Below are 25,419 nucleotides of genomic sequence, written 5' to 3'. Positions count from 1 at the left end.
CCGGAACCTGCCCATGACCGCCGTCCGCCTGCCCGACCGCGCCACGCTTCTCGTCACCGGTGACGAGGCCGAGGGCTTTCTGCAGAATCTCGTCACCGACGACGTCGAGCATATCGGATCGGACGAGGCCCGACCCGGTGCGCTGCTGACGCCGCAGGGCAAGATCCTGTTCGATTTCCTGGCTAGCCGGATCGAGGGCGGATACCGACTGGACGTGGCCGCCTCGGCACGCGCAGCCCTTCTGAAGCGGCTGCAACTCTATCGCCTCCGCTCGAAGGTCGGACTGACCGAGAGCGACGAGGCGGTGGGCGCCGTGTTCGACGAGGCCTTGCCTCAGGGCTCGCTCGCCGACCGTCGCTTCCCGGACGGGGTCGCGCGGCTGTACGGTACCCAGGCTGAAGCGCTGCCGGACGACGCCGGCGACTTCGCGCGCCTGCGGCTTTCGGCCGGGGTGGCCGAGGCGGAGCGCGACTTTCCTGCAAGCGACGTGTTTCCGCACGACGTCCTTCTCGACCAGAACGGCGGGGTTTCCTTCCGCAAGGGCTGCTATGTCGGTCAGGAGGTCGTGTCGCGCATGCAGCACCGTGGCACGGCGCGCCGTCGCCTGATGGTGCTGCGGGCGGAGCGGCATCTGACGCCCGGCTCGGTTCTCCTCGCGGGCGAGGGAACGCCACCGCTGGGCGACGTCATCTCGGCGTCCGGCGAGATCGGCATCGCGCTCGTCAGGCTCGATCGACTCGCCAGCGCGCTTACCGCCGGGCAGGAGCTGTCGGCGGACGGCGTACCGGTCGAGGCCGAGGTACCGGCCTGGGCGGGCTACACGCTGCCCGAGGCCGACAGCCCGCCGGAAGGCTGAGGCTCGCATGCCCGCGCCAAGGCCACGCAAGCCGCCGCGCGTCTGGCAGCGCATGCTGTCGGGACGGCGGCTCGACCTTCTCGATCCGTCCCCGCTGGACATCGAGATCGCCGACATCGCGCACGGTTTGGCCCGCGTCGCACGCTGGAACGGCCAGACCAAGGGCGATCATGCGTTTTCGGTCGCGCAGCACTCGCTGGTCGTCGAGGAGATCGTCGCGAGGGGCGACCCGGACCCGCGTTGGCGGCTCGCGGCGCTCCTGCACGACGGACCGGAATACGTGATCGGCGACATGATCTCGCCGTTCAAGAGCGTTCTCGGGCCTGACTACCGCGTGATCGAGGCTCGTCTGCAGGGCGCGATACACCGGCGCTTCGGTCTGCCCGCCGCCGTTCCCGCCTCGGTCGCCAAGCGCATCAAGGATGCCGATCGGCTGTCCGCCCACTACGAGGCGAAGCTGCTCGCCGGGTTCACGGCGCTCGAGGCACGAGCGCTGTTCGGCTCGACGCGTCGTGCCGCGCTGGACGAGGCGCTGTTCGCGCCCCGGCCTGCCCACCTCGTCGAACGCGCCTTCGTCGAGCGTTTCCATCAGATCGAGGCGGAAAGCCTCGCAACGCAAAGGAACGGGTCCCGATGACCTATCTCGTGGTGTCCTCGCTGGCGGAACTGCCGGCCACCGTCGCCGCGCACGGCGCGCTCGACGTCGTGACGCTGATCAATGCCGATACGGTGGTGGAGCGACCAAGCGGCATCGCGCCGGAGCGCCATCTGTTCCTCGGGATGAACGACATCGCGGCGCCCGCCGAAGGCCTGACCCACCCCGGCGAGAACCATCTTGAGGATCTCCTGCGCTTCGGCATGGCCTGGGACCGGACGAAGCCGCTCGCGATCCACTGCTGGGCCGGCATCAGCCGTTCGACGGCGGCCGCCTATATCCTGGCCTGCGCGATCAATCCCGATCTCGACGAGGGCAAGCTTGCGCAGGAGCTTCGCCGCCGCGCGCCGTCCGCGACGCCCAACCCGCTGCTCGTGGAGATGGCGGACCGCCGCCTCGGGCGCGAGGGCCGGATGATCGAAGCTATCCGGTCGATCGGCCGGGGCGAGGACGCGTTCAGCGGAACGCCCTTCGTGCTGCCGCTGGAGCTCTAGACCAACGCCGGCTGCCGGCGGCGAAAGGCGGCGACGACCGCGGGCCGCGCATCGGGCTCCACCAGGTTGCGTGGCTCCCAGACGTGCCGGGCGAAGAAGTAGCCGGTCGTGCGGAACGCCTCGGCCAGGTCGTCGGCATCGGGCAGAGCGTTGCGGCCGGCTCGCAGCAGTGCGGGATACGGCAGGAGCTTATCGGCATAGGGCTCGCCCTTCTCGCGGCTGACCGCCCGACCGGTGCGCGGAGACACAAAGGCGAGGTCGTCGTCGCGCCCTCCGGCCGCGCAGCTGTCGAGATCGAGCCCGAAGCCGAGCTCTTCCAGCATGGCCACCTCGAAGCGAAACAGGCCGATCGCTCCGAGCGCCGGCTCATCGAGGTGCGAGATCGTCTCGTCGAGCAGCGCGAAAAGGCGCGGGTTGTTGTCCCGCTCCGGCAGAAGCCGGGCGTGGGCGGCCAGAAGTTGCACCGCCTGTAGCGCCATGGCGCTTTCCATAAGAAGCGCGGCGCGCAGCGCCAACGGCTCCACCGTCATGAAGCCGAGATGCTCGTCGAGCCGCGCCCGCCAGTTGACCTCCACCAGATTGCCCGGCTGGAGCACGGCGCGCAGGCGTCGGGAGCGTCCCCCACGCACGAGGCCGAGATGACGGCCGTGCGTCGCCGTCATCAACTCCAGGACGACGCTGGTCTCGCCCTGCTTGCGGACGCCAAGCACGATGCCGCGGTCGCGCCATTCCATCGACCGCTACAGCCGCTTCATCGGTTTGGCGTGGTCGCAGGCGCGCATGAACGAGCGTTTCTCCCTTGGAAACAGAGAGATAAGGCTGATGGGACCGCGTTTCAACAAACCCACGGCGAAGCCTCGACCACGCCGGTACGTCCGCGTCAGGGTGTGTAGTCGAGGCCCATCTCGCGGTAGCGCTCGGGATCGTCGCCCCAGTTCTCGCGCACCTTCACGAACAGGAAGAGGTGAACCTTGGTCTCGGCCGCCTCCGAGATCTCGCGTCGAGCCGCCTGCCCGATCGCCTTCACCGTCTCGCCCTTGTGACCGAGAACGATCGCCTTTTGCGAGTCGCGCTCGACGTAGATCGTTTGTTCCACGCGCACCGAACCGTCGGGGCGCGCCTGCCAGAGTTCGGTCTCGACCGTGGAGGCGTAGGGCAGCTCCTGGTGAAGGCGCAGGAACAGCTTCTCGCGCGTGATCTCGGCGGCCAGCTGGCGCAGCGGCAGATCGGTGATCTGATCTTCCGGATAGTACCAGGGCCCTTCCGGCAGGCGTGCCGCCAGAAAGTCCATCAGATCGTCGCAGCCCGAACCGTCGAGCGCAGAGATCATGAACACCCGCTCGAACTCGCCCTTGGCCGAGATCTCCTGCGTCAGACCGAGCAGGCGGTCGCGCCGCATGCGGTCGACCTTGTTGAGAAGCAGGACCTTCGGCAGCCTGACCTCGCGCAGCCGCTCGAGGATCGCCTCCACCTCATCCGAGATGCCGCGGTCGGCGTCCACGATCGGCAGCACGATGTCGGCGTCCTTCGCGCCGCCCCAGGCGGTCTTCACCATCGCGCGGTCAAGCCGGCGCTTGGGTGCGAAGACACCCGGCGTATCCACGAAGACAATCTGCGTGCGGTCGCGGATCGCGATGCCGCGCACCAGCGCACGCGTCGTCTGCACCTTGTGTGTCACGATCGAGACCTTGGTGCCGACGAGCTGGTTGACCAAGGTCGATTTGCCGGCGTTCGGCGCGCCGATCAGCGCAACGAAGCCCGAGCGGGTCGGCGCGGCCTCTGCGGTGGCGGGAACGATGGCTTCGTCGGTGTCTTGGGTCAAATCGGTTCTCGAATGCGGCCTTGCGGCACGGATGTCAGAATGGAGAATGGGGCCGCCCTGCCCGCCGGGCAAGCGTCTCGTGGCGTCAGGACGCTTCGTCCCAGACGCCCTCGCGCCGCAGGATCGCCTCGGCGGCCTCCTGCTCGGCGATACGCTTGGACCGGCCGCGCCCCTCTTCCGGGTCGACCTCGGGAATCATGGCGCGAACGCGGAACACCGGCTCATGATCGGGACCGGAGCGATCCACCAGCTCGTAGCGCGGGGTCGCGCCGCCGCGCTTGTGCGCCCATTCCTGCAGCGCCGTCTTCGGATCGCGTCGCGCGCTGGCCGCCTGGTTGAGACGCTCGCCCCAGACCCGCAGCACGAAGCCGCGCGCGGTCTCCAGGCCGTGGTCGAGGTAGATGGCGGCGATCAGCGCCTCCACTACGTCGGCCCGGATGTTGCGGTTGCGGCTGGCGGCAGCGCGCTTCAGGTCCGCGCCGTGGCGGATAAAGGCCGGCAGACCCAGCTCGTCGGCGATCTCGGCACAGGCCTCGGCGCTCACCAAGGAGTTCAGGCGCAGCGACAGGTCGCCCTCGTCGGCCTTCGGGTAGAGCTGGAACAGCTTCTCGGCGACCGACAGACCGAGCACGCGATCACCGAGGAACTCGAGACGCTCGTAGCTCGACGCTTGGCTTCCAGACGCCTTGGCAAGGCTGGAATGGGTCAGCGCACGCTCGAGGCGAGCGCGGTCCTTGAACCGGATTTCCAGGCGCTCTTCCAGCTCGTCGAGCGAGGGCGCCCTCACCCGAGCCATGTCAGGATGCGGCTGGGTCGCAAGTCGGTCGGCCAACGCCAGATCTCGAGCGGCGAGGCATCGTTCTCCATCGAGAAGAAGATCACCTGCGCCTTGCCGACGAAGTTCTCGAACGGCACGTAGCCGACGTCGAAGCGCGAATCGAGCGAGTTGTCGCGATTGTCGCCCATCATGAAGTAATGCCCCTCGGGCACCACGAACTCGCGCGTGTTGTCGCCGACCGAGTTCGTCTCTGCATCGAGGGTGATGTAGGTGACGCCGTTCGGCAGCGTCTCGCGGAACTGGGGAACGGGCACGCCGGTCTCGGTCGTGAACGTGCCCGCCGGCTCCTTCGGAACGGCCTGCCCGTTGATGAACAGAACGCCGTCGCGCATCTGGATGCGGTCGCCCGGCAGACCCACGAGGCGCTTGATGTAGTCGGTGTCGGTCTCGTTCGGCTTGCGGAAGACGACGACGTCGCCGCGCTCGGGCGCCGAGGCCAGGATGCGGCCCTCGAAGAGATCCGGCGAGAACGGGATCGAGTATTTCGAGAACCCGTAGCTCCACTTCGACACGAACAGGTAATCGCCGATCAGAAGCGTCGGCATCATCGAGCCCGACGGGATCGAGAAGGGTTGAAATAGGACGGTCCGGATCACCAGCGCCAGGAGCAGCGCCTGCACGATGACCTTGACGGTCTCGCCGAAACCGCCCTTCTCCTTCGCAATGGCCCGATCCGCCATGATCCGTCGTCTTTCTTGCCCGCGAACGGGACTCATGGCCGTCGCTTCGAACGCTCCTAGTATCGGCTGGCGCGCGCCGGGGCAATCGTTACGGAACGGTTTACGCCTCGTCGGCCGGCAGCGCCTCGATGATCACGAAGGCCTGGGCGAGCGGATGGTCGTCCGTGATCGTGAGATGGATCGCCGCGCGATGACCCGGTGGCAGAATGCGCGCCAGCCGCTCGGCCGCTCCGCCGGTCAGCCGCATCGTCGGCTTGCCGCCGGGCAGGTTCACGACGCCCATGTCGCGCCAGAAGACGCCTTGCGCGAGCCCGGTTCCGAGAGCCTTCGCGCAGGCCTCCTTGGCGGCGAAGCGCTTGGCGTAGGAGGCGGCACGCTGCGCGCGGCGATCGGACTTCGCGCGCTCCACCTCGGTGAACACCCGATCCGTGAAGCGCCGGCCGTGGCGCTCCAGCGTCCGCTCGATGCGCCGGATGTCGATCAGGTCGCTTCCGATTCCCACGATCATGGCAGCGGCCCGTTGAGCGTCGGTTGCGCGGCGCGCGCGGCCGCCAGCGCGCGTTCGGCAGCGGTGCGGCGCAGACGCGTTTCCTGGAACGAGCGAGCCATGGTGAGCACGACGAAGTAGGTCAGCAGCGCGAAGCCGAGGCCGAGCGGGACCGAGCCGACAAGCATGGGCTTGAGGTAGGGTGTCCAGACCGCCGAAAGGTCGCCCCGCATGAGCGCGGGACCGAGCGAGGCCGGAGCGTGTCCGTCGGGCGTCTCGGCCGCGAGCACGTAGCGTCCAAGCTCGTAGGTCGACGCCCAGATCAGCGGAAACGTGACGGGATTGCCGAGTAGGCAGCCGAGCGCGGCACCCGCCAGGCTCCCCCGGATCAGCCAGGCCAGCGCGAAGGCGATGATGAAGTGGAAGCCGATAAACGGCGTGAAGGTCGAGAAGACGCCGGTCGCGATGCCGGCCGCGATCGCATGGGGCGTCGCGCGCAGGCGCAGGACGCGCCGCTGCATGTAGCGGGCCGAGCGTCGCCACGAGCGACGCGGCCAAAGCGCCCCGCGCAGCTTCTGGCCGAAGGTTTCTGGCTGACGTCGCCGGAACAGCATGATGCGGGACGGACTTTCAGAGGCGTGTCACAGGGAGCGGCTACCGGGCTTGGTAGGCGCAATTGCGGCGAGTTCGGGCGGGAGCGCATCCGGCGAATAGGCCGGCACCTCGTATTGCGCGAGCGAGACGAGCGGCACGCCGACATCGGCCTTGCCCGCCGACCGGTCGACGATGCAGCCCGCCATCAGCACCTCGGCGCCCAACGCCCGCAGGCATTCGACCGTCTCGCGAATCGAAAGGCCGGTGGTGACGATATCCTCGACGATGACGACGCGCGCGCCGGGTTCGATGGCGAACCGGCGCAGGCGAAACTCGCCGTTCTCGCGTTCCACGTAGATGGCGGGCGCGCCGAAGTGGCGGGAGGTCTCGTAGGCCGGAATGAGACCACCGACCGCCGGCCCCACGATGTAGTCCGCTCCATCGGGCAGGGCGTCGCGCAGCTTCCGCGACAGCGCGCGGCACAGACGCTCGGTCAGGTGCGGGTGCATGAACACGCGCGCCTTTTGCAGGAAGATCGGCGAGCGCAATCCCGAGGTCAGGATGAAGTGCCCTTCGAGATAGGCGCCCGCCTCCCGGAAGATGCCGATGACCTCGTTCGTATCCATGCCGCCATTCCCCACGCAGACGCTCAGCCGTTCACACGAACGACATCGGTCACGCAAGCCTTTCCGCGCAGCTGTGCGAGCGTGCGGGTCAGATGCTGAAGGTCCCAGACCTCCAGCTCGATGTTCATGGTCGACACGTCGCGGGCCGTCGCGCCCATCGTCAACGCATGGATGTTGGCGTCGTTGAGCGCGATCGTCTCGGCAATCTCGGCGAGCGAGCCGGGCTCGTTGACCGCCGAGACGCGAATGCGGGCGGGAAAGCGCGTCGTCATCTGCGCGTCGAGCTCCCAGCGCACGTCGATCCAGCGCTCCGGCTCCTCATCGAAGGCCTGGAGCGCGGGAGACTGGATCGGGAAGACCGTGATCCCCTTGCCCGGATCGAGGATGCCGACGATTCGGTCGCCGGGCACCGCGCCGTCGGGCCCGAAGGTGACGGGCAGGTCGAGGTTGACGGGACGCGCACCGACCGAGGCCCCGTTGGCCGCGCCGGTCGCCTGCGCGGGCTCGGGCAGCTTGAAGACGAGGCCCGTGCCGCTCGTGAGCGCGAACCATCCGTCCTGTTCGGGACGCACCGCCGGGCGGGCCGCGCGCGTATCCTGGAAGTCGGGATAGACCGTCCGGAACACCTCGGCTGAGGCGATCTCCCCGCGCCCCACCGCGGCCAGAAGATCGTCGACGTCCCGTTGGCCGAGCTTCTGGAGATAGGGTTTCAGCGTGTCGCGCGAGAAGGCCTTGCCGGAGCGCTGGAAGTTTCGCTCCAGGATCTGCTGCCCGAGGCCGCAATACTGGCGCCGGATGGCAAGGCGGGTCGCGCGCCGGATGGCGGAGCGCGCCTTGCCGGTCGCCGCCACGCTTTCCCAGCTCGCCGGCGGGGTCGCGGCCTTGGAGCGGATGATCTCGACCTCGTCGCCGTTGGTCAGCTCCGTCGCGACCGGCATGACGCGTCCGTCGATCTTGCAGCCGACGCAGGTGTCGCCGACGTCGGTGTGCACGGCATAGGCGAAGTCGATCGGCGTCGCCCCGCGCGGCAACGCGATCAGCCGGCCCTTCGGCGTGAAGCAGAAGACCTGGTCCTGGAACAGCTCCAGCTTGGTGTTCTCGAGAAACTCCTCGGGCGTACCGCCGACGGCGAGCGTCTCGATCGTCTGCCGCAGCCAGGCATAGGCGTTGGAGTTCTTCGAGATCGTGCCGTCGACATTATCCTTGTAGAGCTCGTGCGCCGCGATGCCGTATTCGGCGATGTGGTGCATCTCGCGCGTGCGGATCTGAAGTTCGACGCGCTGGCGCGAGGGGCCGACGATCGTGGTGTGGATCGATCGGTAGTCGTTGTTCTTCGGGATCGAGATGTAGTCCTTGAACCGGCCCGGCACGAGCGGCCAGGTGCGGTGGACGATGCCGAGCGTGCGGTAGCAGTCCTCCTCGGTCGCGACGATCACGCGAAAGCCGAAGATGTCGGAAAGCTGCTCCAGCGACAGCGCCTTGCGCTGCATCTTGTTGAAGACCGAGTAGGGCTTCTTCTGCCGTCCCGAGACGGTCGCCTCGATGCCGTTCTCGGCGAGGCGCTCGGTCAGTGTGGTCTCGATCTGCGCGATGGTTCCGGCATGGCGCTCGCGAAGCTCGGCCAGCCGCGCCGTCACGGTCTCGTAGGCTTCCGGGTTGATATGGCGGAAGGCGAGGTTCTCCAGCTCCTCGCGCATGTCCTGCATGCCCATGCGCCCGGCGAGCGGGGCATAGATGTCCATCGTCTCCTGCGCGATCCGCACGCGCTTCTCGGGCTTCATGTGCTGAAGCGTGCGCATGTTGTGGAGACGGTCGGCGAGCTTGACGAGAAGCACGCGGATGTCGTCGGCGACCGCGAGCAGGAGCTTGCGCAGGTTCTCGGCCTGCTCGGTCTTCTTGGACACGAGGTCGAGGCGCTTGAGCTTGGTCAGCCCCTCCACCAGCGAGCCGATCTTCTGCCCGAAGATCTGGTCGATCTCCTTGCGGGTGGCGTCGGTGTCCTCGATCGTGTCGTGCAGCAGCGCCACGGCGATCGTCGCCTCGTCGAGATGAAGGCGCGTCAGGATCGCCGCCACCTCGAGCGGGTGCGAGAAGTACGGATCCCCGTTCACGCGCTTCTGCTCGCCGTGCTTTCGCATGGCGTAGACGTAGGCGCGGTTCAGAAGCCCCTCGTCGAGATCGGGCTTGTAGGACGCGACGCTCTCGACGAGTTCGTACTGTCGCATCATGACGGGGTGCTGTCTCTCGATCGACGAAAAAGGGGCGCCGCAAGCGGCACCCCTTTCATATAGTTTGCGAGGCGGCCGGGCCGAAAGCCCTTTGAACGCCTTTTAGAAGTCGTCGTTCTTCTCGGGCGGGATCAGACCTTCGATGCCCGCGAGCAGGTCGTCCTCGGACATGCGGTCGAAGGCGACGTTGTCGTCGTCGTCCGCCGCCGCGATCGGGGTCTGCTGCGCCGGCGTCTCGCCGATTGCGGTCGCGGTGGTCGGCGCCTGCGGCTCGGGCTCGTCCACCTCGACATGCTTCTGCAGCGAGTGGATCAGGTCTTCCTTGAGGTCGTCGGGCGACAGCGTCTCGTCCGCGATCTCGCGCAGCGCGACGACCGGGTTTTTGTCGTTGTCGCGATCGACGGTGATCTGCTGACCCTGGCTGATCTGGCGGGCGCGATGACTGGCCAGGAGAACCAGCTCGAAGCGATTCTCGACCTTATCGACGCAATCTTCTACGGTGACGCGGGCCATGGCCTGTCTCCTCAAGGGTCCCGAGTTTTCGGATGGGCTGGCGCTCCCTGTAACCTCTTGACAAGCCGGATACAAGTCTCGCGCCGAACCGATGCTCTGGATCGAGCCGTCGGTCCGGTCTAAACCCTGTTTCCATCCCGCCGCTGCCCGATGCGAGACCAGCCTATGTTCGACTCCCGCGAGAAGATCGCCCTGTTCATTGATGGTGCCAACCTGTACTCGGCCTCGCGCTCGCTCGGCTTCGACATCGACTACAAGAAGCTGCTCGCCGCCTTCGCGTCGCGCGGCTACCTCCTGCGCGCCTACTACTACACAGCACTTCTGGAAGATCAGGAATACTCGCCGATCCGTCCCCTGATCGATTGGCTGGACTACAACGGCTATACGCTGGTCACCAAGCCGGCCAAGGAATTCACGGACGCGCAGGGCCGGCGCCGGATCAAGGGCAACATGGACATCGAGCTGGCGATCGACGCGATGGAGCTCGCCGATACCGTGGACCACTTCGTCCTGTTCTCGGGCGACGGCGACTTCCGCTCCCTGGTGGAGGCCCTGCAGCGCAAGGGACGCAAGGTTTCCGTGGTCTCGACACTCGCCACGCAGCCGCCGATGATCAGCGACGACCTGCGCCGGCAGGCCGACAACTTCATCGACCTCAAATCCCTCCAGGGCGAGATCGGCCGCTCCGCCGCCGAGCGGGAGGCGCGTCTGGCGCGCCGTGCCGAGGCGATGGGCGAGGACACCGGCGAGTGAGCATCAACGCTCCGGAGCCGCCACGCGACTGCCCGCTTTGCCCACGCCTCGTCGCCTTTCGCGAGGAGTGGCGCGCACGCGAGCCCGACTGGTTCAACGCCCCCGTGCCGGTCTTTGCGCCGCGTGCGGGGCTCGGCGCTGCCAAGCTGCTCGTCGTGGGTCTGGCGCCCGGCGTCCGCGGCGCGAACCGAACCGGCCGCGCGTTCACCGGCGACTACGCCGGCGACCTTCTCTACGCGACGCTGAAGCTCTTCGGCTTCGCGCGCGGCGAGTTCGAAGCCCGGCCCGACGACACCCTGGAACTGACGCAGGCGGCCATCGTCAACTCGGTGCGCTGCGTGCCGCCGGAGAACAAGCCGGTCGGCGCCGAGATCAACACGTGCCGACAGTTCCTCCAGCCGTTGCCGGCGGATCTGCCGTCCTTGCGCGTTCTCGTGACGCTCGGCCGCATCGCCCACGAGTCCGCCATCCGCGCGCTGGGCGCCAAGCTCTCGGCCGCTCCCTTCGCTCACGGCGCGGTGGCGACGGTCGGGGGCTTCGCGGTCGTCTCGTCCTACCATTGCTCGCGCTACAACACGAACACGGGACGCCTCACGGAGGCGATGTTCCACGATGTGTTCGCCAAGGCTCGTGCGCTCGTGGACGCGGCCTGAACCGCTAGTCGAGCCCACGCAGCCGGCGTGCCGCGAACCATTGCACGACGTCGTCGGCGCTGCGATCGGGCGGAAAAACTGGATACAGCACGCCCTCGATCATGCCGTCGTGTGCGATCATGGTCAGCCGCTTGAGAAGCCGCTCGCCGTCGACCTCGAAGGTCGGCAGGTCGAGCAGATCGGCCAGTTCGCCCGCCGCGTCCGACAGGAGCGCAAACGGCAGGTGCAGCCGCTCGGCCGCTTCGCGCTGGTAGGCGGTGGTCTGGGTGGAGATGCCGAATACCGAGCGCACGCCGAGGGCGCGGAGCTCCGCGAAGTGATCGCGGAAGGAGCACGCCTGGGGCGTGCAGCCGCGTGCGCCCGGTATGTCGTTCCAGCCGCCCGGCAGCGGCGCGCCGGGGCGCCCCGTCATCGGGTAGCAGTAGAGAACGCTCCAGCCGCTCAAGCCAGCCAGATCGGGAGCCGGGCCCTTCGTTGCCGGCAGGACGATACGGGGCAGCCGAAGCCCCACGAGATGATGCGCCGCCCCGTCGTCCACCGGCGGGGTCAGGCCTTCAGGCAGATGTTCGAGGTTCGTCATCGCGAATGCGCCTCCCAACGCGTCCTCGGGACCGCATGGTTTCCCAAGGCGCGCCGCGACGCAAGGCTCAGTCGCCGCGACTGCCTTCCTTCATGACGCGCTGCTTCTGGCGATTCCAGTCGCGCTCCTTCATGGTCTCGCGCTTGTCGGGCGCGTTCTTGCCGCGCGCGACGGCGAGCTCCAGCTTCGCCCGGCCCTGCTCGTTGAAGTAGAGCTTGAGCGGCACGAGCGTCATGCCGTCCCGCTGCACGGCGCCCGCCAGACGGTTCAGCTGCGTCTTGTGGACGAGCAGCTTCCGCCGGCGCTTGGGTTCGTGGTTGAAGCGGTTGGCCTGGAGATATTCCGGCACGAAGGAGTTGATCAGCCACATCTCCCCGCCCTCCTCCGTGGCATAGGATTCGGCGATCGTGGCCTTGCCCCCGCGCAGCGACTTCACCTCCGTGCCGGTCAGGACGATGCCGGCCTCCAGCGTGTCGATGATCTCGTAGTGGAAGCGGGCCTTGCGGTTCTCGGCCGCGATGGACTGCTTGGGGGTCTGAGGGGCCATGGTCGGGATGCGGTTCCGGAAGCGGGCCCCGCCCGGCGGGCGGGGACGAGAAGACAGGCTCCTTAGGTGGAGAGCGCGGCGTCGGCCGTCAATTCAGGAGGCCGGCATGGACCAGCGCGGCATCGATCGCCGAGCGCGTCGCCGCCTCGATCGGCACGAGCGGCAGCCGCATGACGTCGCGACCCTTGCCGAGGCGCGACAGCGCGTACTTCGTGCCGCACACGCCGGGCTCCAGAAACAGCGCCTTGTGAAGGGGCATGAGGCGGTCCTGGTATTGCAGCGCCTTGCCGAAGTCGCCCGCAAGACAGGCCGTCTGGAACTCCGAGCACAGGCGGGGAGCGACGTTCGCGGTCACCGAGATGCAACCCCGCCCGCCGTGGGCGACGTGACCCAGCGCGGTCGCGTCCTCGCCGGACAGCTGGATGAAGTCCGGCCCGCATGTGATGCGTTGTTCGGGCACCCGGTCGAGCTTGGCGGTCGCGTCCTTGACGCCGGCGATGTTATGGAAGTCGTGCGCGAGCCGCCCCATGGTCTCGGGGCTCATGTCGATCACCGAGCGCGGCGGGATATTGTAGATGATGATCGGCAGCGTCACGGCGTGGGCGATCGCGGCGAAATGCTCGTAGAGCCCGCGCTGGGTCGGCTTGTTGTAGTAGGGCGTCACCACGAGAACGCCGTCGGCACCCGCCTCCTGTGCGGACCGCGCCAGATCGATCGCCTCGACGGTGTTGTTGGAGCCCGCCCCCGCGATCACCGGCACGCGACCCGCCGCCGTCTCGATGCAGATTTCCACGACGCGCTTGTGCTCGGCATGGGTCAAGGTCGGGCTCTCGCCGGTGGTGCCGACCGGCACGAGGCCGTGCGAGCCTTCCGCGATCTGCCACTCCACGAACTGGCGGAACCCCGCCTCGTCGAGCGAGCCGTCCTCGGCGAAGGGGGTCACCAGCGCGGTGAGCGAGCCCTTGAACGTCATGCCTTGCCACTCCCGTCGGCCGGTTGCGGCCGCTGCATCGTCACGTTGTCGCCAGCCGCGCGTGAGACCGCGAGACGAGCCGACGGTGGAGGCGCGGAAGGGCGGCGTATCCCGGGTGCCTCGCACGCGACGCGAAGCCGCTTGGCACCGGGAAACTCGCGGCACCATAATGAAGCCACGGGAACCAGACAAGCGAACCACGGACGGGTTCGGTCACCATGGTGACCGGCTCGTCGCTTCGGGTCCGGAAAGGGGTGCTTTACCCGTTGTTCATCGTGTTCGCCGACACTCCGGCAAGCATAAGGCGCCCGCTACGCCGCATGCGACCGTACCGCCGCAGGAGCTTGCCATGACCCGCCCGACCCGCGCGAAGACGTTCGCCCTTTCCGCGCTGGCCGGCGTGATGCTGGCGGGATCGATCCTGGACGGTGCGCAGGCGCAGTCGCTCCTGGAACGGCTGCCGATGCCGAACCTGTCGCTTCCGCAGGTCAAGATGCCGTCCTTCGGGTTCGGTCGGCGCGAGGCGCCCCCAGTGGAAGCGCGTTCCGCCGAACCGGACACCGCCCGCTTCGGCGCGCCGACCCCGTCGCGCAATCCCCTGACCCAACCATCCGTCGCAGGACGCGCGGCGGCGAGCCCGCCGGCGGACGCGGCCGCCTTCACCTCGTCGATCGCCGCCATGGGCGGGCGCTTGTCCGGCGTGGCCCCGATGCGAGGAGACCTCAAGACCGGTCTCGAGGCCACCTATCGCGATGTTCCCCGCGCCCTGTCGATCCGCGAAGGCATGGTGCCAGGCTCGCTCGATCGGCACATCCTGTCCTGGGCGATCGCGCTTCGCGGCACGAGCGACGTGCCGGCGGCGGAGATCGCGCACACGGCGATCGAGCTGCGCGACTGGCCGGGCATGGATCAGGTACGCGCCAACCTGGAGCGCGCCCTCGATCGAGAGCGGCCCGACCCCGCGAGCGTGATCGGCGCCTTTGCCTCCGACCGTCCGCAGACGCCGGAGGGCGCGATGGCGCTGGCACGCGCTTTCCTCGCGTCCGGCCAGGCCGGCAAGGCGAAGTCGCTGATCGTTGGCAGCTGGCGCACGCAGCGCTTCGACAAGAGCGTCGAGGCGCGCATGCTGGAGAACTTCGGCACGCTTCTGACCCGCGCGGACCATAAGGCCCGCATGGACATGCTGCTGTATGCGGACCGGGCCGGCGACGCGCAGCGCATGGCCAAGCTCGCCGGGGCGGAGACGATCTACCGGGCACGGGCCGCCTCGATCCGGGGCGAGGCGAACGCGGACAAGCTTCTGGCGGCGGTGCCCGCCAACCAGCGTTCCGATCCGTCCTACCTGTTCACGGCGGCTGAGAATCTGCGCAAGAAGGATCGCATCGAAGAGGCGGCGGCGCTGATCGAGAAGGCGCCGCGCGACCGGTCCGCGCTGGTGGACGCCGACGCATGGTGGAACGAGCGCCGCATCATCTCGCGCATGCTCCTGGAGAAGGGCGACCGGCGCGCCGCCTACCGCCTCGTCGCCAACCATTCCGCCGAGGGAACGACGGAAGCCGTCGAGGCGGAGTTTCATTCGGGGTGGTACGCACTGCGCTACCTGAACGACCCGGCAACGGCCGCGAAGCACTTCGCGCGCATTCGCGAGATCTCCTCGCGGCCTCTCACGCAGAGCCGCGCCTATTACTGGATGGGTCGTGCGGCGCAGGCGGGCGGTCCCGGCAGCGCCAACCAGCTCTACGCGCAGGCCGCCCGCTACGGCGCGACCTTCTACGGCCAGCTGGCGAGCGCCAAGCTCGGCCGGGCGCCCGGCGAGATCAGCTATCCGAAACCCTCCAACGCCGAGCGCCAGCGCTTCGAGGGACGCGAGGCGGTGCGCGCGATCAAGCGGCTCGAGTCGATCGACTCGACCTGGCGCGCCGACCTTCTCTACAAGGCTCTCGCCGAACAGCTCGACAGCCCGGGCGAGCTCGCGCTCCTGTCTGCCATGGCGGAGCGGCGCGGCGATCATGCGTTGGCGCTCACGGTCGGCAAGGCGGCCTACGCACGCGGCGTCGACGCGCCGGCTCTTGCCTTTCCGACCGGCGTCATTCCGGCGAGCGCCAACATCTCGGCGTCCGGCAAGGCGCTGGCCTACGCCATCGCGCGCCAGGAAAGCGCCTTCAACCCGCGCGCCAAGTCGCCGGTCGGGGCGCTCGGGCTTCTGCAGGTCATGCCGGCCACCGGGCGAGGACTCGCGAAGGCCGCGGGCCTCCCCTACTCCGACGCAAAGCTTTTGAACGATACGTCCTACAACGCGCTGCTCGGCTCGCAGTACCTCGGTCAGCAGATCGACTCGTTCAACGGTTCCTACGTCCTGACCTTCGCGGCCTACAACGCGGGTCCGCGCCGCGCACGCGAATGGATCGAGCGCTTCGGCGATCCGCGCGGCAAGTCCATCGACGATGTAGTGGACTGGATCGAGCTGATCCCCTTCACCGAAACGCGCAACTACGTTCAGCGCGTCATGGAGAACTATCAGGTCTACCGTATGCGCCTCGGCGCGGGTTTCTCGATTGAGCAGGACCTGACGCAGGGTCGCCGCAGCTAACGCCTGTCGCGCCAGCGACGAGGAAGCTGCCAGGACGCGCAGCCCGGTCGCCGTACTGGCGGACCGATGCGGTGAATGGCGATCGGCGGAAGCCTGGCCGCTCACCGCTCGTGAACTGCAACGGCAAGACGTTGTACCTCGATCTCGTTGGCGGCGACGGGATGCCTAGCAGCGCGAAACCATCGCCCCAACGGCCTGCTGCGCGATACTCCGCGACGGTGACGACGTGTCATGCGGCGTCCGGTTTGCAGGAGCTCTCCTCGGTTCTCGCAACAGTCGATCGGGCAACGGTTTCAGTCTAGCCGCGCTGCGGAACAACCGATCTGCGTCGGAAAGAGCAGTGGCGAAGGCCTCACGTCCCATCAGCCGTGCTGCAAGCCCGATCGAGCAAAGCGCGACCTCGTAAAATGTCACGACAACGCTGTCCTCCTCCGGACCCGGACGGGCGAGCCGCACCAGGATGTCGGCTTCATCGTCGTGAGGACGCCGCGTAAGCGCCACCGCTGCCGTCGAGCTGGATGTAAGAATAGAGGGCGCGAAGGGCGGGACGGCACAGTCGCTTTCCGGAAGCCAACCCTCGGGATACAACCTTCACGTGCAGTCGCGGCGCTGCCGAATTCGCACTCGCTCGAGCGAAGCCTTCAACCAGTTCATCCAGCCCCTCTGTCAGACGTCCCTCAGCCGAACCGCATTAGCGGCCGACGGCATAAGTCCGCGCAGCGTATGAACAAAGGCGCCGACGGGACGCTCTGAACGCGCGACGTGACGGCTGACCATGCTCTTTTCGAGATAAGCGCGTTCGGTGCTTCCGGTGTGGCCCGTCGTCAGCACGACATTCATGAAGGACCGCATTCCGGCAAGCGCAGGAAGAACGCTGCCTGCCTTTTGCTTTCCGTCAGAGCGACGCTGAGGCGTTTTCTCGGGTTTCGCATTCAATCGCTTGTCCCGCCTCCCCGGCGCTGGCCGGTCGCGAGAAGGCAAGGTTGCACAGAATTGGCAGAACTCAGAACTGTGGCCTGACAGTCCACGGGCTGCCTTGCGTGCGGATCTCGACCTGAGTTTCAAAGACGACGCTGCAGATGGGCACCGTCCGGACGGGCCATGACGGAGCGCTCTCCCCCGTCCATCATTGCGTCCCGTGCAAACGAAAAGGGCCCGGCTTGCGCCGGGCCCCTTCTAGGATTGCGGGATCGAAGATCCGATCGCGTGGTGCGATCAGAACTCGCGCTGGAAGCGCAGGAAGCCCGAAACCTGGTCCGTCTCGCCGAGGCCGTCGAAGTCGACGTTGCGGTAGGAGACTTCCGCCAGCGACTTGAAGTTCGGGGTGATCGCGTAGCCGACGTTGCCGACCAGAGCGTAGTAGTCGCCTTCCGAGGTCAACGAACCAGTCACGAGCTGACCGTTCGGCGCACGGACGAGCGTGGCGAAGGTCGTGTCGAAGGTCTGGCCGTACTGACCGGCGACCGCGATACCGAGCTTGCCGAAGCCCTGCGCGTAGCCCGCACCGGCGGCCCACTCGAGGAAGATCGGCAGCGAACCCGGGGTCGGGTTGTTGATGTTCGGGTTGTTGGCCGCGAACGAAGCCGTCGACGTGATGCCGTCGATGACAGCGTAGACGGTCGGGTCGAAGGCGTAGTGACCCTCGATCTTCAGCTCGGAGTCGGCGACCAGCAGGTCCTTCAGCGACACGCCGCCCTTCAGAGCGAAGGCGTCGTTGTTGCCGTCCTGCAGGAGCGTCGGCTGGAGACCAAGGCCCGGCACGAAGAAGGTGTTGCCAACCAGGAAGTTGTTGGTGCCGAACGCGTTGTCGACGTCTTCGAGGTTGAAGGTCTCGTCGTAGACGGCCGACAGGTAGGCACCGCCCCAGGCGCCCGAGTACACGAGCTTGGCGTGGACGTCCGGAACAACGTCGCCCGTCGAGTCGTCCTCGAGGCCGATCGTGGCCGACAGGCCGCCGAAGGCGAAGGTGTAGTTGACCTGGTTGGTGTTGAAGTCACCGACGACCAGATCCGAGTCCGTCAGAAGGCCGTCCTCGAGACCGCCGATGCCCGACGACCACAGCGTGTCGCGGTAACCCATGAGCAGGCCGCCGAGCTGCAGGTAGGCCTGGTCGATCTGAACGGCGTTGTTGGAGCCCGAGGTGTTGGTGGCCTGCAGGCGAACGAAGGCGCGCAGCGTGCCGAGCTCGGTCTCCTCGCGGGCGTCGAAGTTGATGCGGGCGCGGACGCGGGTGTTGACCTGGTAGTCGTCACCCTCGAGGTTGAAGGCCGGGTCGCCGGCGACGTTCACCTGGAAGCGGGCGTAACCGCTGACGCGCAGGCAGGTCTCGGTGCCGGGGATGTAGTAGAAGCCCTTGCCGTACACGTCGCAAACGCGGACGTAGTCGACCGGCTCGGGCTCGGCCATGACGACCGCGTCAGCCGCGCGAGCGCCGGAAACCGCGACCAGCGCCGCGGCGGAGCCAAGAAGAAGGCTCTTGATGTTCATGAACTTTTCTCCAGTCCTATTCAATGGCCGGGCATTGGTCGGCTTTTGATCGCCCGCCCGCTGAAAGCACCGGTGTCCCCCGTCGCTCCCGGGCCGAACATCACCTGTTTAATCTTCACAGACAATGTGTCTTGAGAGCATGTGGCAACGGTGTCATAGTTTTGTTGCTTCAAGAGCACAGTTACTATGGCTTCGTTACGATGTCCTGCCGCAGCGATAACTTCGACGACCTTACGATCCTGCGAAACAAGCAGACGTGCGCCGCAACACGCCTGTCGGCAGAGATCGGTGCCGAGGTCGTGCGCATCATGGGCGAACGGCGGGCGCACGGCCTGCCGACCTACCGCCTGGCTCAGATCGGCAACGCGCTGGGACCGCAGCTGCGCGAGCTGGAACGTTTGAACGGACGACGTCTGGTCGACATCGTGCAAGACGATCTTGGCTACGAGATCGTTGTGTCCGCCGGTCAGCCCGGCGCTCCGTTCGTCCGGACCGACGGCCTGGCTCCACCGCCCGTGCCGCGTCGCCGCATTCCGGACGAGCTATGGCTGGCCTTTACGACGCCTCTGCCGGCACGGATGACCCGCGACTTCCTGCGGGACGCCCGTCGCCATCGCGACAGCGGCGAGGCGGTCCGCCCCGCGGCCGACTGCGTTCCGATCCCCCGGCCTTTGATCCACCCTGCCCCCCAGCGTCACCTCTTCGATGCCGTCGCGCGGACGATCCAGGATTGGGCTGGACACCACCAGGTCACCTGGTCCGATCCGGCGCCGCGCGACAGGTCGCCGGGCACGATCGTGCGGTCGCTCCCGTTGGCGCGTCAGAGGTCCAGCAGGCGACCGTTCGGGAACGGGCCGCGCGACGTCGCGCTTGCGCCGACGGTCGATACCGCCGTTTTCCTTTAGCGCGGTTCCCGACCGCGCCAGCCGGAAGGGCGCGCTGCTTTCCTGCGCCCGCGCTTGCCCGGGCGGGAGGCGGCCGTTATAGGAACCGCCCCTCCGGCTGGTCCCGTCTCCCCTCCAGCCACGCATCGGCGTGGCGGGCCGCCGACCGCTTTTTCGCGAAGGTGCCCGCATGACCACCCAGTTCGCCGGCCTCGACTTCGGCACCACCAACTCGACGCTGGCCCTGGCGAGCCACGACGGCGGCGAGCCGCGCCTCCTGCGGTTGGAGGGAGACAACCGCACCATTCCGACCGCGCTCTTCTTCAGCCTCGAGGATGGCGAGACCTACTTCGGCCGCAAGGCGATCCATGAATACGTGGACGGAGCCGAGGGGCGGTTCATGCGGGCGGTCAAGAGCATCCTCGGCACGTCGCTGATGCGCGAGACGACGCAGGTCGGCCGCGAGCGCCTGAGCTTCGAGACCGTGATCGGCCGCTTCCTGGCGCACCTGCGCGGCAAGCTCGAGGAGAGCGGTGCCGAGGCCGACCACGTCGTGCTCGGCCGCCCCGTGCGCTTCGTGGACGAGGACGACGAGGCCGACCGCGCGGCGCAGGGGCAGCTCGAGGCCGCCGCCCGCGCGCAAGGGTTCCGCCACGTCGAGTTCCAGTTCGAGCCGGTCGCCGCCGCGCTATTCTTCGAACGCGGCCTCAACCACGAAAGCCTCGCGCTGGTGGTGGATGTCGGCGGCGGCACGTCGGACGTGTCGATCCTGCGCCTTGGCCCCGAGCGCGCCCGCCGGCTGGACCGGGCCGACGACATCCTGGCGACCGGCGGCGTTCATGTGGGCGGCACGGACTTCGACCGCCTGCTGAACATCGCGCGGATCCAGCCGCTGCTCGGGCTCAATACGTTCACGGCCGACGGCAAGCGCCTGATGCCGGTCTGGTACTTCAACGATCTGGCCACCTGGCACCGCGTCAACACGCTCTACACCCCCAAGAACCTGGCCGACGTGCGCGGCCTCGTGAAGGAGGCAGCCGAGCCGGACAAGCTGCGCCGGCTGGAGCACGTCCTCGCGCACCGCTCGGGCCACCGCCTGGCGGGCGCGGCCGAGCGCGCCAAGATCGCGCTGACCGATAGCGACAGCGCGCCCATCGTCGTCAGCGAGCCCGGCCTCGAGATCGCGACGCAGGCCAGCCGCGACGGCTTCGAGCAGGTGACGCGCGAGCTCGTCGAGCGCATCGACCGCGCCATCGCCGACGCCCTGGAGACGGCGGGACTGTCCGCGGATGCGATCGATACGGTGATCCTGACCGGCGGCGGTGCGCAGGTGCCGGCGGTGGCGGCCGCTGCCGCCCGTCCCTTCCCCGAAGCGCGGATCGCCCGCTCCGATGCCTTCGGCTCGGTCGGGCTCGGGCTCGGGCTCGACGCCGCCCGTCGCTTTTCCTGATGACGACCGGGCGGCCGGCGCGCTAAGCGGCGGGCCACATCCATCGCAAGGAGCCGCCCATGACCCTCTCGCTCGACACCGCCCGCCAGATCGTCGCCGCCGCGCGGGCCAAGGGCCGCGAGATGGGCTTGAAGCCGCTCACCGTCGCCGTTCTCGACGCGGCGGGCGACCTTCTGGCGCTGGAGCGCGAGGACGGTGCCTCGCCGCTGCGTCCGCGCATCGCGATCGGCAAGGCCTTCGGCGCGGTGCAGCTCGGCATGGGCTCGCGCGCGCTCGACAAGCGGGCGCAGGAGCAGCCCCACTTCATCCAGGCGATGAACGCGCTGTGCGAGGGCTCGCTCGTGCCGGTGCCGGGCGGCGTCCTCATTCGCGAGGGCGGCCGCGTCGTCGGCGCGGTGGGCGTGACGGGCGATACGTCCGACAACGACGAGGCGGCGGCCGCCGCCGGGATCGAGGCGGTCTCGCTTCAGGCCGACCGGGGCTGAGGATGGGCGAGCACGTCACGCTGGCGGGGCTCGCCGACGCCCTCCTGTCGGAGGGGACCGCGGGACGGCGCGTGATCGCCATCGCCGGCTCGCCGGGCTCCGGCAAGTCGACGCTGACGGAAAGCCTCCACGCCCGGCTGGAAGCGCGCCGCCCCGGCATCTCGGCCGTCCTGCCGATGGATGGCTACCACTTCGACGACCGCGTGCTGGTGCCGCGCGGCGACCGTCCGCGCAAGGGCGCCCCCCACACGTTCGACCTCGACGGCTACCGCGCAATGCTGGAGCGGCTGCGCCGTGATGAGGGGCAGGCGGTGGCGGTGCCGGTCTTCGACCGCGACATCGAGATCGCGCGCGCGGGCGCGCGGATCATCGAGCCCGAGGCGCGCATCATCCTCACCGAGGGCAACTACCTGCTCCTCGACGAGCCGGGCTGGCGGGATCTGGCCCCGCTCTTCGACCTCACCGTCATGGCCGAGGCGCGCGAGGCGGTGCTGGTGGAACGGCTGACGCGCCGCTGGCTCGCCTACGACTACACGCCCGAGATGCTGATCGAGAAGATGGAGGGCAACGACCTGCCCAACATGCGCCTCGTGCTCCAGCGCTCGCGCCCGGCCGACCTCACGATCCGCACCGACGACGGCGGTGCCTAGGGCAGGAAGACCAGCGTCGCCAGCGCGATCCAGACGGGCAGCGTCGCTGCCGACAGAAGCGAGGCGGCGACCAGCGTGCCGCCGCTCTCCGGCGTCCCCGTCCGGTAGACCGACGACAGGATCGTGCCGACGAAGCCCGACGGGATCGCCATGGCGACCACCGCGCGAAGGGCGACCGATCCCTCGAGGCCGAGCGCGAGGCAGGCCGCGAACGCCAGCGCCGGCTGCAGCGCGACCGAGACCAGCGCCCCGGCGAGCGTGGCTCGCGTCGGGCTGAGGGTCTGCGTCGACAGGATGACGCCGGTCAGAAACAGGCCGGCCCCGCCGGTCGCCTGCGCCAGCGGTCGCAGCGCCGCCTCGGCCAGGGCCGGAAACGGAACGCCCAGAAAGGCCAGAACGAAACCGATCGTGGGAAGCACCGTCATGGGTTTCAGAAGCGCGGCGCGCAGAGCCCGCACCGGTTGGCCCGAGCCCGCCGCCATCTCCAGCTGCGCGAAGCACCAGACCATGACGGTGAGCGTTCCGACCAGGTTGGCGACCGCGATCGAGACCGCGGCCGAGCCCCCCTGCAGCGACTGGATGAGACCCAGTCCGATGCCGCCGAGATTGGGCATCGCGACGGTGAGCACGAACAACGCGCGCACCACCGGGGAAAGACGCAGCCAGCGGGCCAGGAGAAGCGCCGCCGCAAAGCCGCCGATCAGCGCCACGGCATAGACGACGGCCGGCACGAGCTCGCTTGCGAGCTGGTCGCGGGGCACCGAGACGACCGCGAGAAACAGCGACACGGGCAGCGCGAACTGCGCGACGAACGCGCCGAGGATGGCACTATGGGTGTTGTCGACCCAGCCGAGGCGGCCCGCCGCAAAGCCGAGCGCGATCACCGCGAAGACGGGCGCGAGCGCAAAGGCGAGAAGTGACAGCATGGGCGGGCCGGTCGGGGGTGCGGGGTGCCCTGTCCTTGAGCCGGACGGCACGGAAAGGAAAGACCCGACGAAGAAGGGCCGCCCATGGGCGGCCCTTCGTATTCGAGGCAGGAGCTCTCAGCGCATCACGGGCATCGAGAACTCGGCGCCCGACTTGATGCCGCTCGGCCAACGGCTGGTGACGGTCTTCGTCCGCGTCCAGAACCGGATCGAGTCCGGGCCGTGCTGGTTGAGATCGCCGAAGGAGGAGCGCTTCCAGCCGCCGAAGGAGTGGTAGGCGAGCGGGGTCGGGATCGGCACGTTGACGCCGACCATGCCCACGTTCACGCGGCTCGTGAAGTCGCGCGCCGCATCGCCGTCGCGCGTGTAGATCGCGACGCCGTTGCCGTACTCATGCCGCATCGGCAGCGAGAGCGCCTCCTCGTAGTCCTTGGCGCGCACCACCGAGAGGACCGGGCCGAAGATTTCCTGCTTGTAGATGTCCATGTCCGGCGTCACGCGGTCGAACAGGCACGAGCCGACGAAGAAGCCGTCCTCGTAGCCCTGCATGCGGAAGCCGCGACCGTCGACCTTGAGCTCGGCGCCCTCGGCCACGCCCTTCTCCACAAGCGCCAGGATCTTCTCCTGGCTCGCCTTGGTGACCACCGGGCCGTAGTCGGCGTCCTTGTCGGTGTAGGGGCCGATGCGCAGCGCCTCGACCTTGGGAACGAGCTTCTCCATCAGCCTGTCGGCGGTCGCATCGCCGACGGGCACGGCCACCGAGATCGCCATGCAGCGCTCGCCGGCCGAGCCGTAGCCCGCGCCGATCAGCGCGTCCGCCGCCTGGTCGAGGTCGGCGTCGGGCATGATGATCATGTGGTTCTTGGCGCCGCCGAAGCACTGGGCGCGCTTGCCGTTCGCGGTGGCCTGCGCATAGACGTGCGCGGCGATCGGCGTCGAGCCGACGAAGGACACGGCCGAGATGCCGGGGTGCGCCAAGATGCCGTCGACCGCGTCCTTGTCGCCGTTGACGACCTGAAGCACGCCCTTGGGCAGCCCCGCCTCGATCATCAGCTCGGCCAGGCGCATGGGAACGGAGGGGTCGCGCTCGGACGGCTTCAGGATGAAGCTGTTGCCGCAGGCGATGGCTGGCGCGAACATCCACATCGGGATCATGGCGGGGAAGTTGAACGGCGTGATGCCGGCGCCCACGCCCACCGGCTGGCGCAGCGAGTACATGTCGATGCCCGGACCCGCTCCTTCCGTGAACTCGCCCTTGGCGAGGTGCGGGATGCCGATCACGAACTCGCAGACCTCGAGCCCGCGCACGATGTCGCCCTTGGAGTCCTCGACCGTCTTGCCATGCTCCGACGACAGAAGCTCGGCGAGCTCCTGCATGTTCTCGTTGAGGAGCTGCACGAAGCGCATGAAGACGCGGGCACGGCGCTGCGGGTTGGTGGCGGCCCAGCCGGCCTGCGCGGCCTGGGCACCGGCGACCGCGCGATCGAGCTCGGCCGCGCTGGCCAGCGCCAGGCGCGCCGTCACCTGGCCGGTGGCGGGGTTGAAGACGTCGGCCGTGCGGCCCGATGTGCCGGCGACGCGCGCGCCGTCGATGAAGTGGCCTATCTCGTTCATGGCGGATGCCTCCCGTTGTTTCCGGCGACTTGGCCCGGCTGCGCACTTGAAATCAAGCGGCATCCCCGCGCATCCGTTGTGCGCAAATGCGTGTCGGGGAGACGTGTCACGATGAACTGGGACGACCTGCGGATCTTTCTGGCCGTGGCGCGCGCGGGTCAGATCCTCGGCGCGGCGCGGCGCCTCGGGCTGAACCACGCCACCGTCGGCCGGCGGCTCGACGCGCTGGAGACCGCGCTCGGCACGCGCCTCTTCACGCGCCGGCCGGCGGGCTGCGAGCCGACCGCGGAAGGAACGCGGCTACTGGCGATCGCCGAGCGCATGGAGCGCGAGGTGCTGGAGGCCGGCGCGCTGATGGGGGACACGGACATCGCCCTGTCGGGCACGGTGCGGATCGGCGCGCCGGACGGGTTCGGCACGAGCTTTCTGGCCGCGCGCCTCGGTGCGTTCGCCGAGCGGCATCCGGGGATCACGCTGCAGCTCGTGCCAGTGCCGCGCGCCTTTTCGATCTCGCGCCGCGAGGCCGACATCGCCGTGACCGTGGAGCGTCCCGAGGAGGGGCGGCTCGTCGCGCGCAAGCTTACCGACTACGCGCTCGGCCTCTACGCCGCGCGGACCTATCTGGCGCGCGTCGCCGCGCCCGCGAGCCTTGCGGATCTCTCGGCCCATCCGCTGATCGGGCATGTCGACGATCTTCTCTATAGCCCGCGCCTCCATTACGGGCGGGAGTTGGCCGATCCTTGGCCGAGCCGCTTCGAGATCTCCTCGGCGCTCGGCCAGCGCGAGGCGGTGGCGGCGGGCTGGGGCATCGGCATCCTGCACCGTTTCATGGCGGCCGAGCGCCCCGAGCTCGTGCCGGTTCTGCCAGCGCACGAGGTGCGACGCTCCTACTGGCTGGTGACGCACGAGGACGCGCGCGGCGTCGCGCGCGTGCGGGCGGTGGCGGACTTCATCGCCGAACTGGTGGAGCGCGAGCGCGCGATCTTCGGCTGACGCTTCGAAAACGCGAACGGGCCGCCCGAGGGCGGCCCGCC

The 25,419-nt window shown here is 68.5% G+C and carries 27 protein-coding genes; 11 read left to right on the top strand and 16 right to left on the bottom strand.

Annotation, left to right across the window (positions count from 1 at the left end; genetic code table 11):
- Positions 1–13 precede the first annotated feature (13 nt).
- From ygfZ to BLQ76_RS02440, 3 genes are read left to right on the top strand one after another with little or no spacing between them, the layout of a single operon-like run.
- Positions 14–856 (top strand): CAF17-like 4Fe-4S cluster assembly/insertion protein YgfZ, encoded by an 843-nt coding sequence (gene ygfZ, locus BLQ76_RS02450; protein ID WP_090668322.1) that lies wholly within the window; start codon positions 14–16, stop codon positions 854–856.
- 7 nt (positions 857–863) lie between these two features.
- Entirely contained in the window at positions 864–1,493 is a 630-nt protein-coding gene (locus tag BLQ76_RS02445; RefSeq protein ID WP_090668319.1) for an HD domain-containing protein, read from the top strand.
- The gene (locus tag BLQ76_RS02440) at positions 1,490–2,005 is read left to right on the top strand and encodes a tyrosine phosphatase family protein (protein WP_090668317.1); all 516 of its coding nucleotides are present in this window, start codon (positions 1,490–1,492) and stop codon (positions 2,003–2,005) included. The genes BLQ76_RS02445 and BLQ76_RS02440 overlap by 4 nt, the downstream gene beginning before the upstream one ends.
- Here BLQ76_RS02440 and recO read toward each other — a convergent pair.
- The 9 genes from recO to rpoZ form a co-directional block, all read right to left on the bottom strand.
- Positions 2,002–2,739: a DNA repair protein RecO gene (gene recO / locus BLQ76_RS02435; RefSeq protein ID WP_090668314.1), complete on the bottom strand. Its 738-nt coding sequence runs from the start codon at positions 2,737–2,739 to the stop codon at positions 2,002–2,004. The two genes, BLQ76_RS02440 and recO, sit on opposite strands and share 4 nt — an antisense overlap.
- A gap of 146 nt (positions 2,740–2,885) precedes the next feature.
- Positions 2,886–3,827: a GTPase Era gene (era, locus tag BLQ76_RS02430; protein WP_210285758.1), complete on the bottom strand. Its 942-nt coding sequence runs from the start codon at positions 3,825–3,827 to the stop codon at positions 2,886–2,888.
- An 85-nt stretch (positions 3,828–3,912) separates the two neighbouring features.
- Positions 3,913–4,623, bottom strand: coding sequence for a ribonuclease III (gene rnc, locus BLQ76_RS02425; RefSeq protein ID WP_090668311.1), 711 nt, complete (start codon positions 4,621–4,623; stop codon positions 3,913–3,915).
- Positions 4,611–5,345 (bottom strand): signal peptidase I, encoded by a 735-nt coding sequence (lepB, locus tag BLQ76_RS02420; RefSeq protein WP_090668308.1) that lies wholly within the window; start codon positions 5,343–5,345, stop codon positions 4,611–4,613. Before lepB ends, rnc begins: the two co-directional genes overlap by 13 nt.
- Before the next feature lie 100 nt (positions 5,346–5,445).
- The gene (acpS, locus tag BLQ76_RS02415; RefSeq protein WP_090668305.1) at positions 5,446–5,853 is read right to left on the bottom strand and encodes a holo-ACP synthase; all 408 of its coding nucleotides are present in this window, start codon (positions 5,851–5,853) and stop codon (positions 5,446–5,448) included.
- Positions 5,850–6,446, bottom strand: a complete 597-nt coding sequence (locus tag BLQ76_RS02410) for a DUF2062 domain-containing protein (RefSeq protein ID WP_090668302.1) — start codon at positions 6,444–6,446, stop codon at positions 5,850–5,852. Before BLQ76_RS02410 ends, acpS begins: the two co-directional genes overlap by 4 nt.
- A 27-nt stretch (positions 6,447–6,473) precedes the next feature.
- Complete coding sequence (pyrE, locus tag BLQ76_RS02405) at positions 6,474–7,052, bottom strand: orotate phosphoribosyltransferase (RefSeq protein ID WP_090668299.1); 579 nt, start codon at positions 7,050–7,052, stop codon at positions 6,474–6,476.
- Positions 7,053–7,075: 23 nt separating this feature from the next.
- Positions 7,076–9,280, bottom strand: coding sequence for a RelA/SpoT family protein (locus BLQ76_RS02400; protein ID WP_090668296.1), 2,205 nt, complete (start codon positions 9,278–9,280; stop codon positions 7,076–7,078).
- A 102-nt stretch (positions 9,281–9,382) separates the two neighbouring features.
- On the bottom strand, positions 9,383–9,793 hold the full coding sequence (rpoZ, locus tag BLQ76_RS02395) for a DNA-directed RNA polymerase subunit omega (protein WP_090668294.1): 411 nt from the start codon (positions 9,791–9,793) through the stop codon (positions 9,383–9,385).
- A gap of 165 nt (positions 9,794–9,958) precedes the next feature.
- Between rpoZ and BLQ76_RS02390 the strand changes: the two genes are divergently transcribed.
- Together BLQ76_RS02390 and BLQ76_RS02385 are read left to right on the top strand one after the other, a co-directional pair.
- Positions 9,959–10,546, top strand: coding sequence for a LabA-like NYN domain-containing protein (locus BLQ76_RS02390; protein ID WP_090668291.1), 588 nt, complete (start codon positions 9,959–9,961; stop codon positions 10,544–10,546).
- Positions 10,543–11,199, top strand: a complete 657-nt coding sequence (locus BLQ76_RS02385; RefSeq protein WP_170842434.1) for a uracil-DNA glycosylase — start codon at positions 10,543–10,545, stop codon at positions 11,197–11,199. Before BLQ76_RS02390 ends, BLQ76_RS02385 begins: the two co-directional genes overlap by 4 nt.
- 4 nt (positions 11,200–11,203) lie before the next feature.
- On the opposite strand, the gene BLQ76_RS02380 is transcribed toward BLQ76_RS02385, so the two are convergent.
- The 3 genes from BLQ76_RS02380 to dapA all read right to left on the bottom strand — a co-directional run bounded on the left by BLQ76_RS02380 (position 11,204) and on the right by dapA (position 13,299).
- Entirely contained in the window at positions 11,204–11,779 is a 576-nt protein-coding gene (locus BLQ76_RS02380; RefSeq protein ID WP_090668288.1) for a peroxiredoxin, read from the bottom strand.
- A 67-nt stretch (positions 11,780–11,846) separates the two neighbouring features.
- Positions 11,847–12,326: an SsrA-binding protein SmpB gene (gene smpB / locus BLQ76_RS02375; protein ID WP_090668285.1), complete on the bottom strand. Its 480-nt coding sequence runs from the start codon at positions 12,324–12,326 to the stop codon at positions 11,847–11,849.
- 88 nt (positions 12,327–12,414) lie between these two features.
- Complete coding sequence (dapA, locus tag BLQ76_RS02370) at positions 12,415–13,299, bottom strand: 4-hydroxy-tetrahydrodipicolinate synthase (protein ID WP_090668283.1); 885 nt, start codon at positions 13,297–13,299, stop codon at positions 12,415–12,417.
- Between the two features lie 493 nt (positions 13,300–13,792).
- Here dapA and BLQ76_RS02365 point away from each other — a divergent pair, with 493 nt between their 5' ends.
- Positions 13,793–15,889 carry a lytic transglycosylase domain-containing protein gene (locus BLQ76_RS02365; RefSeq protein ID WP_425285134.1) on the top strand — a complete coding sequence of 699 codons (2,097 nt, stop codon included), beginning with the start codon at positions 13,793–13,795 and terminating at the stop codon, positions 15,887–15,889.
- A gap of 666 nt (positions 15,890–16,555) precedes the next feature.
- On the opposite strand, the gene BLQ76_RS21920 is transcribed toward BLQ76_RS02365, so the two are convergent.
- Positions 16,556–16,729, bottom strand: coding sequence for a hypothetical protein (locus BLQ76_RS21920; RefSeq protein WP_170842433.1), 174 nt, complete (start codon positions 16,727–16,729; stop codon positions 16,556–16,558).
- Positions 16,730–17,104: 375 nt separating this feature from the next.
- Entirely contained in the window at positions 17,105–18,376 is a 1,272-nt protein-coding gene (locus tag BLQ76_RS02360) for a porin (protein ID WP_090668278.1), read from the bottom strand.
- Positions 18,377–18,399: 23 nt separating this feature from the next.
- Between BLQ76_RS02360 and BLQ76_RS02355 the strand changes: the two genes are divergently transcribed.
- The 4 genes from BLQ76_RS02355 to BLQ76_RS02340 all read left to right on the top strand — a co-directional run bounded on the left by BLQ76_RS02355 (position 18,400) and on the right by BLQ76_RS02340 (position 21,845).
- Complete coding sequence (locus tag BLQ76_RS02355; protein ID WP_139183900.1) at positions 18,400–19,281, top strand: hypothetical protein; 882 nt, start codon at positions 18,400–18,402, stop codon at positions 19,279–19,281.
- A gap of 169 nt (positions 19,282–19,450) precedes the next feature.
- On the top strand, positions 19,451–20,710 hold the full coding sequence (locus tag BLQ76_RS02350; RefSeq protein ID WP_090668272.1) for an Hsp70 family protein: 1,260 nt from the start codon (positions 19,451–19,453) through the stop codon (positions 20,708–20,710).
- Positions 20,711–20,769: 59 nt separating this feature from the next.
- On the top strand, positions 20,770–21,195 hold the full coding sequence (locus tag BLQ76_RS02345) for a GlcG/HbpS family heme-binding protein (protein WP_090668269.1): 426 nt from the start codon (positions 20,770–20,772) through the stop codon (positions 21,193–21,195).
- Positions 21,196–21,197: 2 nt separating this feature from the next.
- Positions 21,198–21,845 (top strand): nucleoside triphosphate hydrolase, encoded by a 648-nt coding sequence (locus BLQ76_RS02340; RefSeq protein WP_090668266.1) that lies wholly within the window; start codon positions 21,198–21,200, stop codon positions 21,843–21,845.
- Here the strand turns inward: BLQ76_RS02340 and BLQ76_RS02335 are convergent.
- Together BLQ76_RS02335 and BLQ76_RS02330 are read right to left on the bottom strand one after the other, a co-directional pair.
- Entirely contained in the window at positions 21,842–22,771 is a 930-nt protein-coding gene (locus BLQ76_RS02335) for an AEC family transporter (RefSeq protein ID WP_090668263.1), read from the bottom strand. The genes BLQ76_RS02340 and BLQ76_RS02335 overlap by 4 nt on opposite strands.
- A gap of 117 nt (positions 22,772–22,888) precedes the next feature.
- Positions 22,889–24,385, bottom strand: a complete 1,497-nt coding sequence (locus BLQ76_RS02330; protein WP_090668260.1) for a CoA-acylating methylmalonate-semialdehyde dehydrogenase — start codon at positions 24,383–24,385, stop codon at positions 22,889–22,891.
- A gap of 111 nt (positions 24,386–24,496) precedes the next feature.
- Here BLQ76_RS02330 and BLQ76_RS02325 point away from each other — a divergent pair, with 111 nt between their 5' ends.
- Positions 24,497–25,378, top strand: a complete 882-nt coding sequence (locus tag BLQ76_RS02325; RefSeq protein ID WP_090668257.1) for a LysR family transcriptional regulator — start codon at positions 24,497–24,499, stop codon at positions 25,376–25,378.
- Positions 25,379–25,419: the final 41 nt, after the last annotated feature.

It is taken from the genome of Aureimonas jatrophae (assembly GCF_900104035.1).
Lineage (GTDB): Bacteria > Pseudomonadota > Alphaproteobacteria > Rhizobiales > Rhizobiaceae > Aureimonas > Aureimonas jatrophae.
Note: the sequence above shows the minus strand (reverse complement) of the source record. Positions and strands in the feature narration are given on the sequence as shown.

What these genes read in the sequence shown, in the direction of transcription:
- ygfZ (WP_090668322.1), top strand. Translation starts at nt 14, where the DNA reads ATGACCGCCGTCCGCCTGCCCGACCGCGCCACGCTTCTCGTCACCGGT.
- BLQ76_RS02445 (WP_090668319.1), top strand. Translation starts at nt 864, where the DNA reads ATGCCCGCGCCAAGGCCACGCAAGCCGCCGCGCGTCTGGCAGCGCATG.
- BLQ76_RS02440 (WP_090668317.1), top strand. Translation starts at nt 1,490, where the DNA reads ATGACCTATCTCGTGGTGTCCTCGCTGGCGGAACTGCCGGCCACCGTC.
- recO (WP_090668314.1), bottom strand. Translation starts at nt 2,739, where the DNA reads ATGGAATGGCGCGACCGCGGCATCGTGCTTGGCGTCCGCAAGCAGGGC.
- rnc (WP_090668311.1), bottom strand. Translation starts at nt 4,623, where the DNA reads ATGGCTCGGGTGAGGGCGCCCTCGCTCGACGAGCTGGAAGAGCGCCTG.
- lepB (WP_090668308.1), bottom strand. Translation starts at nt 5,345, where the DNA reads ATGGCGGATCGGGCCATTGCGAAGGAGAAGGGCGGTTTCGGCGAGACC.
- acpS (WP_090668305.1), bottom strand. Translation starts at nt 5,853, where the DNA reads ATGATCGTGGGAATCGGAAGCGACCTGATCGACATCCGGCGCATCGAG.
- BLQ76_RS02410 (WP_090668302.1), bottom strand. Translation starts at nt 6,446, where the DNA reads ATGCTGTTCCGGCGACGTCAGCCAGAAACCTTCGGCCAGAAGCTGCGC.
- pyrE (WP_090668299.1), bottom strand. Translation starts at nt 7,052, where the DNA reads ATGGATACGAACGAGGTCATCGGCATCTTCCGGGAGGCGGGCGCCTAT.
- BLQ76_RS02400 (WP_090668296.1), bottom strand. Translation starts at nt 9,280, where the DNA reads ATGATGCGACAGTACGAACTCGTCGAGAGCGTCGCGTCCTACAAGCCC.
- rpoZ (WP_090668294.1), bottom strand. Translation starts at nt 9,793, where the DNA reads ATGGCCCGCGTCACCGTAGAAGATTGCGTCGATAAGGTCGAGAATCGC.
- BLQ76_RS02390 (WP_090668291.1), top strand. Translation starts at nt 9,959, where the DNA reads ATGTTCGACTCCCGCGAGAAGATCGCCCTGTTCATTGATGGTGCCAAC.
- BLQ76_RS02380 (WP_090668288.1), bottom strand. Translation starts at nt 11,779, where the DNA reads ATGACGAACCTCGAACATCTGCCTGAAGGCCTGACCCCGCCGGTGGAC.
- smpB (WP_090668285.1), bottom strand. Translation starts at nt 12,326, where the DNA reads ATGGCCCCTCAGACCCCCAAGCAGTCCATCGCGGCCGAGAACCGCAAG.
- dapA (WP_090668283.1), bottom strand. Translation starts at nt 13,299, where the DNA reads ATGACGTTCAAGGGCTCGCTCACCGCGCTGGTGACCCCCTTCGCCGAG.
- BLQ76_RS02365 (WP_425285134.1), top strand. Translation starts at nt 13,793, where the DNA reads ATGCCGTCCTTCGGGTTCGGTCGGCGCGAGGCGCCCCCAGTGGAAGCG.
- BLQ76_RS21920 (WP_170842433.1), bottom strand. Translation starts at nt 16,729, where the DNA reads ATGAATGTCGTGCTGACGACGGGCCACACCGGAAGCACCGAACGCGCT.
- BLQ76_RS02360 (WP_090668278.1), bottom strand. Translation starts at nt 18,376, where the DNA reads ATGAACATCAAGAGCCTTCTTCTTGGCTCCGCCGCGGCGCTGGTCGCG.
- BLQ76_RS02355 (WP_139183900.1), top strand. Translation starts at nt 18,400, where the DNA reads ATGGCCGGGCATTGGTCGGCTTTTGATCGCCCGCCCGCTGAAAGCACC.
- BLQ76_RS02350 (WP_090668272.1), top strand. Translation starts at nt 19,451, where the DNA reads ATGACCACCCAGTTCGCCGGCCTCGACTTCGGCACCACCAACTCGACG.
- BLQ76_RS02345 (WP_090668269.1), top strand. Translation starts at nt 20,770, where the DNA reads ATGACCCTCTCGCTCGACACCGCCCGCCAGATCGTCGCCGCCGCGCGG.
- BLQ76_RS02340 (WP_090668266.1), top strand. Translation starts at nt 21,198, where the DNA reads ATGGGCGAGCACGTCACGCTGGCGGGGCTCGCCGACGCCCTCCTGTCG.
- BLQ76_RS02335 (WP_090668263.1), bottom strand. Translation starts at nt 22,771, where the DNA reads ATGCTGTCACTTCTCGCCTTTGCGCTCGCGCCCGTCTTCGCGGTGATC.
- BLQ76_RS02330 (WP_090668260.1), bottom strand. Translation starts at nt 24,385, where the DNA reads ATGAACGAGATAGGCCACTTCATCGACGGCGCGCGCGTCGCCGGCACA.
- BLQ76_RS02325 (WP_090668257.1), top strand. Translation starts at nt 24,497, where the DNA reads ATGAACTGGGACGACCTGCGGATCTTTCTGGCCGTGGCGCGCGCGGGT.